This window comes from Adlercreutzia sp. DFI.6.23 (assembly GCF_024462535.1).
In the GTDB taxonomy this organism is placed as follows: domain Bacteria; phylum Actinomycetota; class Coriobacteriia; order Coriobacteriales; family Eggerthellaceae; genus Adlercreutzia; species Adlercreutzia rubneri.
Genome location: NZ_JANGBP010000001.1, coordinates 194412 through 207824 on the forward strand (window position 1 = coordinate 194412; position 13413 = coordinate 207824).

11 protein-coding genes and 1 pseudogene are annotated in these 13413 nt (G+C 59.2%); 8 read left to right on the plus strand and 4 right to left on the minus strand.

Going from position 1 to position 13413, the window contains the following annotated elements; genetic code table 11:
- Positions 1-126 precede the first annotated feature (126 nt).
- Both NE591_RS15890 and NE591_RS00880 read left to right on the plus strand, forming a co-directional pair.
- Positions 127-906: an ATP-binding protein gene (locus tag NE591_RS15890; protein WP_302011448.1), complete on the plus strand. Its 780-nt coding sequence runs from the start codon at positions 127-129 to the stop codon at positions 904-906.
- Between the two features lie 45 nt (positions 907-951).
- The gene (locus NE591_RS00880; RefSeq protein WP_173114467.1) at positions 952-1164 is read left to right on the plus strand and encodes a hypothetical protein; all 213 of its coding nucleotides are present in this window, start codon (positions 952-954) and stop codon (positions 1162-1164) included.
- A 103-nt stretch (positions 1165-1267) separates the two neighbouring features.
- Here the strand turns inward: NE591_RS00880 and NE591_RS00885 are convergent, their stop codons facing one another.
- Positions 1268-2593, minus strand: coding sequence for an ATP-binding protein (locus NE591_RS00885; protein ID WP_173114464.1), 1326 nt, complete (start codon positions 2591-2593; stop codon positions 1268-1270).
- Between the two features lie 300 nt (positions 2594-2893).
- Here NE591_RS00885 and NE591_RS00890 point away from each other — a divergent pair, with 300 nt between their 5' ends.
- The 4 genes and pseudogenes from NE591_RS00890 to NE591_RS00905 all read left to right on the plus strand — a co-directional run.
- Positions 2894-3826: a branched-chain amino acid transaminase gene (locus NE591_RS00890; RefSeq protein ID WP_256156214.1), complete on the plus strand. Its 933-nt coding sequence runs from the start codon at positions 2894-2896 to the stop codon at positions 3824-3826.
- Positions 3826-4116 (plus strand): YerC/YecD family TrpR-related protein, encoded by a 291-nt coding sequence (locus NE591_RS00895; protein ID WP_114540336.1) that lies wholly within the window; start codon positions 3826-3828, stop codon positions 4114-4116. Before NE591_RS00890 ends, NE591_RS00895 begins: the two co-directional genes overlap by 1 nt.
- 897 nt (positions 4117-5013) lie before the next feature.
- Positions 5014-5853, plus strand: coding sequence for a hypothetical protein (locus NE591_RS00900; RefSeq protein WP_256156215.1), 840 nt, complete (start codon positions 5014-5016; stop codon positions 5851-5853).
- 167 nt (positions 5854-6020) lie between these two features.
- Positions 6021-6293 (plus strand): annotated as a pseudogene (locus NE591_RS00905) (carbamate kinase); the annotation flags it as partial.
- A gap of 164 nt (positions 6294-6457) precedes the next feature.
- On the opposite strand, the gene NE591_RS00910 reads toward NE591_RS00905, so the two are convergent.
- Positions 6458-7657: an ATP-binding protein gene (locus NE591_RS00910; RefSeq protein WP_256156216.1), complete on the minus strand. Its 1200-nt coding sequence runs from the start codon at positions 7655-7657 to the stop codon at positions 6458-6460.
- A 205-nt stretch (positions 7658-7862) separates the two neighbouring features.
- Positions 7863-9668, minus strand: a complete 1806-nt coding sequence (locus tag NE591_RS00915; RefSeq protein ID WP_114540332.1) for an amidohydrolase — start codon at positions 9666-9668, stop codon at positions 7863-7865.
- Positions 9669-9909: 241 nt separating this feature from the next.
- Between NE591_RS00915 and NE591_RS16155 the strand changes: the two genes are divergently transcribed.
- On the plus strand, positions 9910-10821 hold the full coding sequence (locus tag NE591_RS16155; protein WP_114540331.1) for a LuxR C-terminal-related transcriptional regulator: 912 nt from the start codon (positions 9910-9912) through the stop codon (positions 10819-10821).
- Positions 10822-10909: 88 nt separating this feature from the next.
- On the opposite strand, the gene NE591_RS00925 is transcribed toward NE591_RS16155, so the two are convergent.
- Entirely contained in the window at positions 10910-11878 is a 969-nt protein-coding gene (locus NE591_RS00925) for a helix-turn-helix transcriptional regulator (protein WP_256156217.1), read from the minus strand.
- Between the two features lie 412 nt (positions 11879-12290).
- Here NE591_RS00925 and ptcA point away from each other — a divergent pair, with 412 nt between their 5' ends.
- Positions 12291-13361: a putrescine carbamoyltransferase gene (gene ptcA, locus NE591_RS00930; RefSeq protein WP_114540329.1), complete on the plus strand. Its 1071-nt coding sequence runs from the start codon at positions 12291-12293 to the stop codon at positions 13359-13361.
- Positions 13362-13413: the final 52 nt, after the last annotated feature.

Here is a 13413-nt window from a genome sequence, read left to right on the forward strand (position 1 = left end):
AGCTCGTACCGATAGTATAGCGGAACAGAGGGCGGGCGGGTTGCCCACAGCTGCCGCGTTGCACCCTCCCGCAATAAAAGGACAATATTTTCCCCGCCCGTTTTTGCGGTATCCTGAAAGCTGAACATGACGTGGGCGCATAAGGCCCGCGGCAGCGAGGGCGGCGAACCGGACGAGACCGGCTTCCCCCGCGAGGGCTATGCGCTAGGCGATCTGGCCGGCGCGGTGAGCCTTTCCATCCCCATGGAGGTGTACGAGGCGGAGGCCCGCGAGCGCACGATGGCCAACGTCAGCCTGTTCGGGGCGCTTGCGGCGGTCATCGTGGCGGTGGCCGTGGCGGTGAACGGAGCGCTCCGACGGCAGGGGCGCCAGATGGACACCCTGGACGCGGCGAGCCTCGAGGCCGACCGCTATCGGGTTGAAATTCTCCCCTCGATGTGCTCGACGTGGAGAATGCGGTGGAGGCGACCGTTGCGCCTGACCGTGGCGCTCACGGCCGCCCGCGATGGCCTGCTCATCGAGGTGGCCGACACCGGTATTGGCATTCCCGAGGACGAGCTCGCCACCATTTTCGAACGCTTCCGCCAGGCGGACTCGTCCATCTCGCGGCGCTACGGCGGCAGCGGCTTGGGACTTGCGCTCGTGAAGGAGATGGCCGAACTGCTCGGCGGCCGCGCCACCGTGCAGAGCGAAGTGGGCGTCGGCAGCGTGTTCCGCGCGAGCCATTCCGGCGCCGTCATGGGCAAAGACGAGCTCATCGAGGAGCTATGGGGCGAGGAGTACCTGGACGGCGCCATCTCCATCGCCGTCTACGTGCGGAAAATTCGCGAGAAGATAGAAGAGAACCCCGCCAAGCCCGCCTACCTGAAGACCGTCTGGGGCGTGGGATACTCCTTCGAGGCGTGAGGGCACCCCGCAATACTTTCGCAATAAAACGGCAAAGCGCTCTTTATGGCATCGCCGGCGCCCTCTTTCATCGAGTGGGGCGCGCAATCGTTCATCACTACGTTTGCCAATAAGAACCTTACCACGAATCCGCTTGCGGGCTCTGATGGACAAGGACGTACAGCGGCTCACAATTTCGATGGATCGATGGATTATCTGGCCCGAGCCGAGGCCATGATCGATGACGCGTTGGAATCGCTCAGCGCACAGCAAGCCTAAGCAAGTTTCTCACTTTGTGATAGTACTGACGTTGGGAAGGCGGACTCGATTGGGGCCCGCCTTCCCCTTATTGCGAGAGCCTGTATAGGTGTGCGGATTGATTCTAGATCGCACCCTTCCGCATCTGTGCGAACCACTCGGGCAGCAGCCCTGCTGCGTATAGGGGCAGGTTCACTACCCAGTCCTGCTCTTTGAAGGGCGACAGCGACAGGCGCAGGCCCCGGCCGAGGTGGTTACGCTCCACGAACAAGCGAAGGCTCTTCGCCTTCAGGTTCGTGGTGGCCTTCGCCTCGACGGCCACGATGGAGCGGCCGTAATCGTACACGAAATCGACCTCGCCGGAGGAGTTCTCGGCCGACCAGTAGTAAGGAACCACCTTGCCTGTGGCAACGAGCTCCTGGCACACGTAGTTTTCCGTGAGGGCCCCCTTGAACTCGGAAAACAGCTCATGGCCGTCAACGAGAACCGAGGCATCGAGACGGCTTGCCGCGCCGAGGAGTCCCACGTCGAGCAGGTATATCTTGAAAGCGTCTCGATCCTCGTAGGCGGAGAGGGGCAGTCCCGGCTTCGTGATGCGGTTGACGCGCAGAAGCAGTCCTGCGTCCACGAGCCACTGGATGGCCTCTTCGTAGCCGCGTGCGCGGGCGCCCGTGCGCACAGCTGAGTAGACGAACTTCTTGTTCTCGCGGGCGAGCTGTCCGGGAGCCGAGTTCCACACGAGCCGTATTTTCTCGGCGAGGGCAGCGTCGGCGTATTTGGAAAAGTCGTGCTCGTAGTCGAAGAGCAGCCGATTCTGCTGCTTTCGCGTTTCGCTGAAGCTGCCCGTATCCAAAAACGTTTGAACCACTTCTGGCATGCCGCCGACGAAGTAGTAATTGCGCAGCTGCTCTATGTAACGCTCCGAAAGGGAATCGGCCAACGCGAGATCTCCTCGTCGCAGGGTATCCAGCATGAGATTGTTGCCGGTTGCGAGGAGAAATTCGTCAAAGGACAAGGGGTAGATGAGCAGGTGGTCGACTTTCCCGACAGGGAAGGAGACGCCCCGGTGAAGGGCGACGCCCAAAAGCGACCCGGCAGCGACGAGGGCGGTTTCAGGGCTGCGCTCGGCGAACGATTTGAGGGAGGTAAGGGCCCGAGGGCATTCTTGAATCTCGTCGAACACTACGAGAGTGTTCGGGTCTTTGGCGTTAACGCCGGTGTACAAGGTGACGGCGTCGAGCAGCCTCGCCGGAGCTAACTCGCCTTCGAACTGACGCGCCATGGCCTCATCTTCGAGGAAGTTCACGTAAGCCACTGCGGCGAAGTGGGTCTGCCCGAACTCCCTGATGAGCCACGTCTTGCCCACCTGTCGTGCTCCCTGCACGAGCAGCGGTCGTCGGCGAGGGGAGTTCTTCCAGGCAATGAGGTCTTTTATGGCGAATCGCTCCACGGCAAGCTCCTTTCTGCCAACGCCAGTCATCGGTTCGAATGCCATGATAATATGTTTCAGAGCAATATTCCATCTGAAAAGTGGCACGGATACCAATTATTCCGACGTAAAAGTGGCACGGATGCCAATTATTCCGACGTAAAAGTGGCATGCTGCGGCTTCGAACTCGCTTTGGCCCTGAGGGGACGACTCTGGTTTTGCCGCCTTCGTGGAACTGCTCTTTCGCTTTAGCGTGTTGGAGTACAATGGCCCTTGCTCGCGTTGCGCACGCGACGAGGGCTTTTCTAGTCTGAGAAAGGGATGGTTCCATTGTCCGACATCACCGAGGTCGATTACATCTGGAAGAACGGCGAGCTGGTGCCGTGGGCGGAGGCGACGACCCATGTGCTGTCGCATTCGCTGCACTACGGCTCCGGCGTGTTCGAGGGCATTCGCTGCTACAAGGTGCCCGACGAGGACAAATCCTACGTGTTCCGCCTGCGCGACCATATGGAACGGCTGCATCGCAGCTGCAAGATTGCCCAGATCGAGTTGCCCTACAGCGTCGACGAGCTGATGGACGCCACGTTGGAAGTCATCCGTGCCAACAGGCTTCCGGCCTGCTATATCCGCCCATTGGTATACCGCGGCTACGGCGTCATGGGGGTAGACCCGACCGGGGCGCCCGTGGACGTCGTCATCGCCGTGTGGCCCTGGGACGCCTACCTGGGCGCCGACGCGCTGGAAAACGGCGTGGCCGTGGGCATCTCCTCGTGGCGCCAGCGCTCGAACAACGCCATTCCGCCGGCGGTGAAGGCCACGGCCTCTTACATGAACTCCATCCTCGCGAAGATGGAGGCGAAGGCCCACGGCTATGCCGAGGCCATCATGTTGAACGAGGCGGGGCTTGTCTGCGAGGGCACGGGCGAGAACTTGTTCATCGTGCGCAACGGCGTGCTTTCCACGCCGCCGCTTTCCGACGGACTTCTCGAGGGCATCACCCGCGACACGGTGCTGTGTCTGGCCGACGACCTGGAGATCCCTGCTGTGGAGGAAAGCCTCACCCGCAGCGACCTGTACATCGCCGATGAGGTGTTCATGACCGGCTCGGCCGCCGAGCTGACGCCCGTGGGTTCCGTGGACGGTCGCGTCATCGGCAAGCCCGGCGAAATCACGCGCGCGCTGCAGGATCGGTTCTTCGATTTGGCCTACGGTCGCATCGGCGAGTACGCCGACTGGCTCACGGAGGTCTAATGGCTGAGATTCGCACCCCCGATGTGGACGACCTGCTGAGCGTTCTGGCCGCCCTCGACGATCCCGATGCTATTTTCGCGCTTCTGGAAGACCTGTTCACCGTGCGCGAGATTCGCGAGACGTCCCAGCGCCTGGGCGTGGCGCGTCTTTTGGCGGCGGGGAAGTCCTATGCGGCCATCGAGGCGGAAACGGGCGCCTCGGCCACGACTATCGCCCGGGTTTCCAAGTGCCTCAGCTACGGCGCCGGCGGCTACGAGCAAGCGCTCAAAATTCTGGATGCGCGCCCGTAGCGGCTGTGCGGAGACGGGCGCTCGGTAAGGGTGATCCGACGCGCGCCGTTCGGCGACGATAGCGAAAGGGGTGTCATCTGGGCACCCCTTTTCTCACGCGCATGAATTCGGGAGAGGCTTTGCGTGCCAAAAAGAAGAGGCGGCTTGGGGGAGCCGCCTCATTGCAGGGGTTCGAGAACGGGTCGGGGAAATCTCGTTCTCGGGAAGCAGGCTTGTTGAGGGGTACCCGCTTCCAAAAGAGAGAAGAAGGAAAGGAAAGGGGAAAGGAGAAGATTGATCAGCTCTTTTCCGTTTCGCTGGTTGCAGTATAGGGGAGGGACGATCTTTGGGAAGACTTTCGGCTTTGCAGTTACCATGGCGTAAATAACCGTGCACGATTCCGTCAAACAGGGGCGGGGCGACCGGGCTGCGTGATACCGACGAAGGCGCGGGCTGGGTGCGCGAGAGTTGTGGAGAAAGTGTAAACCCAGGTTAACTCCCTTGTGCGAACGAATCAGTTAACCTATTATAACTTTTGTCAGCAGGGCCGAGGGAACGAAGCCCTGTAATACCTCCTCTCTTCTTGTTTTACTGGGTGGCGAAGCTTCTCCTCGTCTCGCTGTCGCCACAACATGAAGCCCGCGGATCCCCCCTCCCGCGGGCTTTCGTGTTTTCGGGCCAAATCTCTTGTATTGCCATGGAGCTGAAGCAAAGCGTTCAAGGGGCGGTCACTTCGGTTGATGCTCTGTGAACTATGACCTTCCGCATTTTGATTTCCTAGCGTTGACGTGGGAATTTCAGCTGAAACAAAGCAGTGGCGCAGAGGCTACGAAAGGGCGCTGCGCTCTAAATTAGTACACGAGCGGGGTAATCATTTACTTGCATGGTTTGCGTAACAAGACCTTCAAGGGAATGGTGATGACAATGAAACTGAAGTATCTGGGCTGGGTGGCGCTCTCAGGTCTGTTCGCGGTAAGCCTTGCGGGGTGCGCGGCCCAAAGCGGTCAGACGGCACCGGCCGGATCGGAGCAGGCGGTGGTGCAGACTGAAGAGACCCAGGGCCCGGCTGCGGGGCAGGCCGCCGTCGATGAGCAAGCCGACGCCGAGGCCGATGCGGCCACGGCCGAGCAGGAGGCCGCAAATCCCGCTGAGCTGCAGATCGTCGATTCCGGATGGTTCGTGGCCGACAACGGCATGGTCGATTTTGCCGTGAAGGTGCAGAACCCCAACAAAACCGTAGAGGCCATCGATCCAGTCATCGAGGTCGTGGGCAAGGACGATAGCGGCAACGTCATCTTCGACGAGACGATTGAAACTCCGGGTGTGTTGCCCGATTCCACTTACTATTATTCCTACGTGGCGGGATCGACCGCTGATTCCTCGGCAAACTCGACCGAGGTGGTGAAGCCGGCGACCGTCGAGTTCTCCATTACGACGCCCGAGGGTTCGTGGGAGGCCACGGACCAGAAGCTGGCTCATGTGTACGCTGTGCAGGACGGGGGCGCGACCGATACTCAGTTCGGCGCCAAGGAGTTCACAGGCACGGTGACGGCGTCCGAGTCGCTGGATGGCGCCACGCAGTCGCGCGTCGACGTGGTGCTGCTTGATCAAGACGGGAAGATTGAGGGCGGTTACTTCAAGATTGTCGACACCGAGCCTGGTCAGGCGGCCGACTACGACATCTACGCCGTGGGCGCTCCTCAGTACGCGAGCTATGCCGTGTACGCCAGCCCGTGGCCCGAGGAGGACGCGGCATAGAAGCTGAGTGGTTTACTTTGGATTAGACAGAGGGCAGAAAGAAAATAAACCGAGTTCGGACTTTTCAATTTCTCGAGTCACATTAGAGTGAGCGCCAAGGACGGCCCATTGTGCCAGGCTGTCCTTGGCGTATCAGGTTGAATTCCCAAAAGAGGAGGAGAACGCTTATGCCATACGAAAAGGGCAACGGCAAGACCGTCGTCATCGCCCTGGGCGGCAACGCCCTGGGCAACACCCCGCAGGAGCAGCTTACGCTCGTGCGGAACACCGCCAAGCACATCGTGGACATGATCGAGGAGGGCACCAACGTCGTCGTCTCCCACGGCAACGGCCCCCAGGTCGGCATGATCAACAACGCCTTCGCCTACGCGGCGGCCAACGACGACAAGACCCCGGACATGCCCTTCCCCGAGGCCGGCGCCATGTCCCAGGGCTACATCACAAGCGCAGGCGGGGAGTCCGCTTCCTGGTAGGGGAGGGCTTTAGGCCCTCCCTTCTTGTTCCCTACGATGGGCGTCCTCCTTCTGCAGGGCGGCTGAAGCCCCCCTACGACGGGCCCTCACAATGGCCCCTCCGTGTGGCCCTGTCGAGCGGGCCGTTCGGTTCAAGCGTTGACCATGTCGCTGAAGGAGACGAGCCGCACATTCCTCGATCTATTCGCCTCTGCTCGGCATGCTTGCGAGAATCCGGTTTTCGAAAACGCGTAAAGCTGCGCCTCGTCCGCATTGCCAATAAGGTTCGTGCGATGGCGAAGCTTCTCCAGGGCCGAGGCGGGAAAGTCCTCGTTTCGCCACTTGCATTCTCCGGCGAGCACCACGTGTGTGCCCTCTATGCCGACGATGTCAATTTCGGCTTCCTGCTTACGTTGCGGATCATTGCCCCACCAGCGTCCAAGGTCATCGAATTCTATGGCCGACTCGTCTCTTGCCATCTGGCGCCAAAGCCACTGGTTGCAGATATCTTCGAAAACCGGTCCCATGTATTCGGAAAGTGCCTTTTCGATAGAGCGCCAAGCACGTCCTGGCATCCCACGTTGGATCGAGGAAGTATGCGGTGCGATGAATCGAAACCAGAAACGGAAGAGATTGTCGCTGAGTCTGTAGATCGGCCTCTTGCCCTTTCCCCCAAGGGGCTGCTCGCGGGTAACCAGGCCAATGCGCTCAAGCTCTTTGAGGTAGTACGAGGTTTCCGCTGTGGTGGAGCCAATTGCGGTTGCTATCTCCCCGCTCTGGGTTCGTCCATTTGCGATGGCGTCGATGACCGCGTTGTATCGCGATGCCTTCGACACCTCTTGCATGAGCAAGATGCTCGGTTCCTCGTAGAGGATTGAGTTCGGGTCGAGCAGCGCTGCCTCGGTGAGCTCGCGTAATGTTCCACCATTCTGAAATTGCATAAGATAAAGGGGTACGCCGCCCACCATGCCGTATATTTCGGCTGTCTCGATGGGGTTGCGTTGGGGGAAGAGCTCCATGGCTGTGAAAAAATCAAAGGGCTTAAGCTCTATCTGGGCTGTTCTCCGCCCGTACAAAGGGCTCTTCTCTCCAAGTACCTGCTCTTTCATGAACGACAACGAAGACCCGCACAGCAAGAGAAGCAGCTTCGAATCTGCAGAGGCGCGATCGATGAGAGCTTGCAGGATTGAAGAGACGCTCGGGTCGGCCTTTGCCAAATAGGGGAATTCGTCAATGACGAAGATGACTCGCTGGCTACGAGCGCGTTCGAATATGGCCTCGAAGGCTTGCTGGAGGCTGGCATAGAGCGGCGCAAATTGGAAAGCGAGGTGCTCTTCGGGCTTCTCATCCATCCTGGGGTAGGAAGGGTGAGTCCAGGAGGCTGAAACGCCTTTTCGGGATACAGCGTGTTTGCGTGTGGCCGCAGTGCCGGCAAGGGCTGCATGGGCGCATAGGTCTGGCCCCGCGGCTCTGCGGGACTAATGACCGCAGAGCCGCGGGGCCTGTGTTCAAGGGTTTGCGCGCCGTTCCGTATAGCTGGCGTCTTCTAGCTCGGTCCTACCCCTCGTAGACGATGCGGCCGTCGGAGATGGTGTAGACGACCTTCGCCGAGGAGATCTCCTTTGGATCCACTTCCAGGATATTGGTGTCCAGCACGACGAGATCGGCGAACTTGCCCACTTCAACGGTGCCGATAATATCGTCCATGAAGTTCTGGTAGGCGTCGTTCTTGGTGTAGGCCTCGAGCAGCTGGTAGGCTGTGAGCCCCTGTTCGGGCCAGCGGGTCATGTCGGTGTCCTCTTCCTCGGGATAGGGCGAGTTACGGGTAACGCCGGCCTCGATCGCATCGAGCGGGACAAATGGAATGACGGGGGCGTCTGAGGAGCCGCTGATGCAGATGCCTGCCTCGGCCATGTGCTTTGTTCGGTACATCGCCATGGCGCGCTCGTCGCCGACATAGGCGCGCTCCAGGTCCATGAGATCATCGTGGTACATCATCAGGAATTGGAGATTCGCCACTACATCCAAATCGGCCATGCGCTGGATATCCTCATCGGTAATGGCGCATACGTGGGTGATCGTGTGCCGCGCGTCGCGCTCCCCATTGGTCGCCCGAGCCTCCTCGAAGGCATCAAGGGTGCCGTGAACGGCGCCGTCGCCCATGGCGTGCACGTGCACCTGAACGCCTTCTGCATCAAAGTCGTGTACAAGACGGGTAAAGTCTTCCTGAGACCAGATGGGTTCGCCGCACCAATGATCACCGAGTCCCGTTGATTCCAGGTAGGGTTCCAGGAAGACGGCGGTGCCTCTTTCGGTCACTCCGTCGTAGAAAATCTTCACAGTATTCGAAGAAATCATGTCTGTGGCGGAGTCGTTGTAGGACTTGATGGTGGAAAGCACTTCGTCATAGGTGCGACCTTCTTTCATAGTGGGGACGACGCGCATGCGCAGGGTCAAATTGCCCTCGCGCTCCACCTTGTGGTACATATCGATAATATCAAGACCGCCTTGGGTGATATTTGTAATGCCGGTTATGCCATAGGAGTTTGCTTCCTCCATGAATTTGTACAGGGCCTTTTCCAGATTATCGTTGGTCATGGTGTCGGGCATGATGGCGAATACTATTCCCTTGGCGGCATCGCTGACGCATCCCGAAGGCTCGCCCTTTTCGTTGCGATAGAACAGGCCGCCTTCTGGGTCGGGGGTGTCGGCGGTTACGCCAGCCATTTCGAAGGCCTTGGAATTGACCCAAGCGGCGTGGTAGGAGACGTCATGGATGAGAATGGGCTTATCGGGGCAGATGGCATCTAGATCCTCTTTCGAGGGCCCGGGATTCGAGCCGTCGGGAAGCTGGTAGGCATTGAGCATGAAGGGCGATCCGATGTAGCCTTCTTCGTCGGGATGGGCTTCCACGAAGGAGCGGATTGCCTCGAGGTATTCCTCATTGGTGCTAAGTCCCGTTAGATCGATTTGGAAGAGTTTGGTGAACCAGTTGCCAGGGGCGTGGATGTGGCCGTCAATGAAGCCGGGGGAGACGAACTTGCCATCGAGGTCGATGACTTGGGTGGTGTCTCCTACGAAAGCGTCGATGCCTGAATCATCGCCCACATAGACGATTTTGTTGCCCGCGATGGCTATGGCCGAGGCAACCTCGCTTTCCGATACCATCGTCTGCACATGGCCGTTGTACAGCACGAGATCGGCGGCGTTCTCTTCGGGGGAATCAGATGGGCCGGTTGATCCGAGCGGCTCATCTGATGCGCATCCCCAAAGACCGCCCGAAAGCGTGGCGGCCGCAAGCGCACTTGATCCAATGACGAAATGGCGGCGGCTGAGAAGCTGATCGAGACGGGACATGCTCATAAAACCCTCCTTAGTTCGGTCGCAGCGCTCTCTTCTCGGTGCTGCGATGACCTAACTTTAAGAGCGGGGAAATCTCTTGTTAAGGAAATCAGGGAGGGCTTCTAGATTATTTAGGGGATGATTTTTTGTCATCCCCTCTTCTGAACTGGGATAACGAAGAAGCTGAATCGAGTGTCAGGCAAGTCGGTAGCCTTGGCAGCCAAACCGTCTATAATGTTTGCTATCCGATGAAGGAGGAGTCGTGTCCCTCGCCTTTCTCTACAATGTGGCAAGCTGCATCGCCTATGCGTTGGCCATCGCCGCCTATGGGAGCCTGTACTACGTCGAGCGCAAACCGGGATACATCTTCACGGCGCTCATCTTCTTCGCGTACACGATAGATATCGTTTTATTGTTCATGTACGAGTTTGTTCCAGAATTCGCGTTGCAATTCGAAGACGCGCGAAACGCCTACCCCATGCTCTACACCACATTCAACATGGCTATAATCCTCTTGTACCGGCTTGTGCTGGGCAGTTTGCTCTCGCGCAGCTTTTCCCCTGTCGAAGGATTTTTTTGGGCGGTTTGCATAATGGCGGCCTGGGCGAGCGGCGCTTCATCAGTCGAATCGGTTGCGTCGTGGCGCGGGTTCCTCTTTACCAGGCTGCTGGCATTGTGGGTGATAGGGTACGGTATCTGCTGCTTGGTGGCGGAATTTCGATGCATGAACCGCTGGCGATGGGTTTTCTCGCTTCTGCTCGTGCTCGTGTATGCCCTGGGAGAAGCGGCAACGTATGTGAGTTTCGGGCAGGAGAGCAGCGGGGACTTTGCTTCTCCTCGCAAGGTGCCCGTCGAGGTTATGGCGCTCTGCTTCACCGTGGCCGCCTACGTCTTCCTCGCCCATCATCGGCGGATGCGCAACGAGCAGCTGGCAGAATCCCTTGTGCCCTGGATCGCCCGCGAATACGGGCTGACCAAGCGTGAAGAGGTGCTGCTGTCGCTGCTCGAGAAGGGTGCATCGAACAAGGAGATCGCCGAGCAGGAGTACATTTCCGTCAACACGGTGAAAACCCATATATCGAATGTTTACGCCAAGCTTGGCGTGAGCGGCCGGGACGAACTTACGCAAATGCTCAAAGAAGAGCTAGAGCGCCGCAAAAGGGCTCGATTCTAGGGCGCTGCGGGAATAAGGGCGGCTGCGGCCTTCCGACGCCTGCACCTCCCACGGCGCCAGCCGCTGTTGCGCGTCTGCCAGCTATCCCCTATCCCTTCCAGAACAGCTGGGCGAGCTCTTGGCGGGTAGTGGTGCCGGTTTTCTTCAGGATGTTGTGCACGTGAGCTTTCACGGTGCCGAGGGCCAATTGCAGCGAACTGGCGATGTTCTGATTGTCCTTGCCTTGCAGCACTTCTTCCAAGATGACGCGCTCGCGCGCGGTCAGGTGATAGCGCTCGCAGAAGGCGGGAAGCAGCTCGTCCACGTATTCCTGGGTGTCGGGCGCATCGGCACTCGGCGGCTCCTTGAAGCGCAGGCGCAGGGTGTCGGCAGCGACGCGCAGGGTGAAAAAGGACAGGGTCAGAAGCAGGATGCTCTCAGAGAAGTTCCGCTCGCTGATATACAGGGGCAGCATATCGGCGTTCGCGAAGAAGCTGGAATCGAAGACGAGGATCATGACGATATCCTCGATGAGAATGCACAGGCACAGAACTAAAGTGATGAGGAACAGCGGCTCCTGACGGCGCAAGCGGGCCTTCTCCACTTCGTTGCGGGCCGTGCAGTAGCGATAGACCCCGAAAGCCAAGCACCACGGGAGAAACGCCTGTCGCAGCGTGTAGAAGAGCCATTGGCGAAACTCGTCCACGGGCAGGCACAGCACGACGATTTCGCTTGCCGCGATGAAGGCCAAGGCTGGGGCGAGGCGCAAAACGCGGCGGCGCTCGTTCACGAAATCGCACAGTATGAGCCACATGGGCTCGAGAGTGCCCAAGGCGAGCGGTATCTTCAGCTGCGGATGGTCGATGGTATAGAACTGGTTGATGGAATACTCGACGTTCTGGCCCAGGTACTCGTATTGAAAGATAAGCGCGAGGTCGAGGAAGTAGAACAGCAGCATGGCTGCAGCGTAGAGAAACGAGTGGCGCCGGGAAACGAAATAGGCCGAGAGCGATACGGAACCCGACGCCACGCACACGAGCATCACGACGATGGTGTAGAGGTAGAACGCTGTCTCCAAAGCAAGCCTCCTCGGTGACGCATAGGGCCCGATGATGAGCCGCGACGGTCTAGAGCGGTTTAGGTCGTGCCTCAACTTGAAAGATCAGCAAAAGAGGCGATGGATCTTTTCTACCATAGAGGCCAGTTCAATAGGTCTAAGTAGCGGGATTATTTGGGATTAGACGCACGGTGAGCTTTTACCATCTGGAAATAATCTTGATTATTTCTTCTCAAAACTTCTAGCGCGTTCCATGCTGAGCCTCGAGAGATGCGGAAGACGCTCAACAATTCCGGAGACGGCCTCGAGTCGAGAAAAGGCCGCGAACGGGAATCCGGCCCGAATAGCGCCGACATGAAGGGTCCTCCGCATGAAACCGCATCGCGATCATCTTGCGCAGAGGTCGCGAACGAGATCCTAAAGGAGGATTTCTATGGTCAAGGACTACATCGACACCAACGACTTCACCAAGGAGGAGCTGCTCGGCATGGTGGACCTCGCCATCGCCATGAAGGGGCTCATCAAGGAGGGCGGCGAGTACCCGCTCTTGCTGAAGCACAAGACGCTGGGCATGATCTTCCAGCAGGTGTCCACCCGCACGCGCATCTCCTTCGAGACGGCCATGACCGACCTGGGCGGCCACGCGCAGTTCTTCGGCCCCGGCTCCATCCAGCTGGGCGGCCACGAGTCCATCGAGGACTCCGGCCGCGTCATGGGAAGCCTCGTCGACATCCTCATGGCCCGCGTCGACCGCCACAAGGACGTGGTGGCCCTGGCGAAGTACTCCGCGGCCCCCGTGATCAACGGCATGAGCGAGTACAACCACCCCACCCAGGAGCTCGGAGACCTCATGACCATGATCGAGAATTTGCCCGAGGGCAAGAAGATCGAGGACTGCAAGTTCGCCTTCATCGGCGATGCCACCCAGACCTGCGTATCGCTCATGTTCATCTGCTCGAAGATGGGCATGGACTTCGTGCAGTTCGGGCCCAAGGGCCATCAGATCCCCGACGGCGCCCTGCTCATAGGCACCGATGAGGAGCGCGCTGTGTTCGGTAAGGAGCTCATGGCCATCGGCGAGGAGAACTGCAAGATCTCCGGCGGCACCATTACCGTCTCCGACGACATCTCCTGCATCGAGGGCGCCGACTTCGTGTACACCGACGTGTGGTACGGCCTCTACGACGAGGAAGTCTCCAGCACCAGCTACATGGACGTGTTCTATCCCAAGTACCAGGTGACCTGGGACCTGATGAACGCGGCCGGCCCCGACTCCAAGTTCATGCACTGCCTGCCGGCCAACCGCGGCGAGGAGGTCGTGGACGAGGTGATGGACGACCCGGAGCGCTCCCTGTGCTGGGACGAGGCCGAGAACCGCAAGCACTCCATCCGCGCCATCCTCGCCACTCTGTGCCCCCAGAGCGAGCCGAACCCGGAGAAGGCGACCAACTACCGCGCCACCATCGACGAGTGCATGGCGAAGCTCGGCAAGCAGGGTCTGTAAACCATGTGCGATCGGGGAAGGCGCAACTTCCCCGATCGCTCTTTCCCATTAA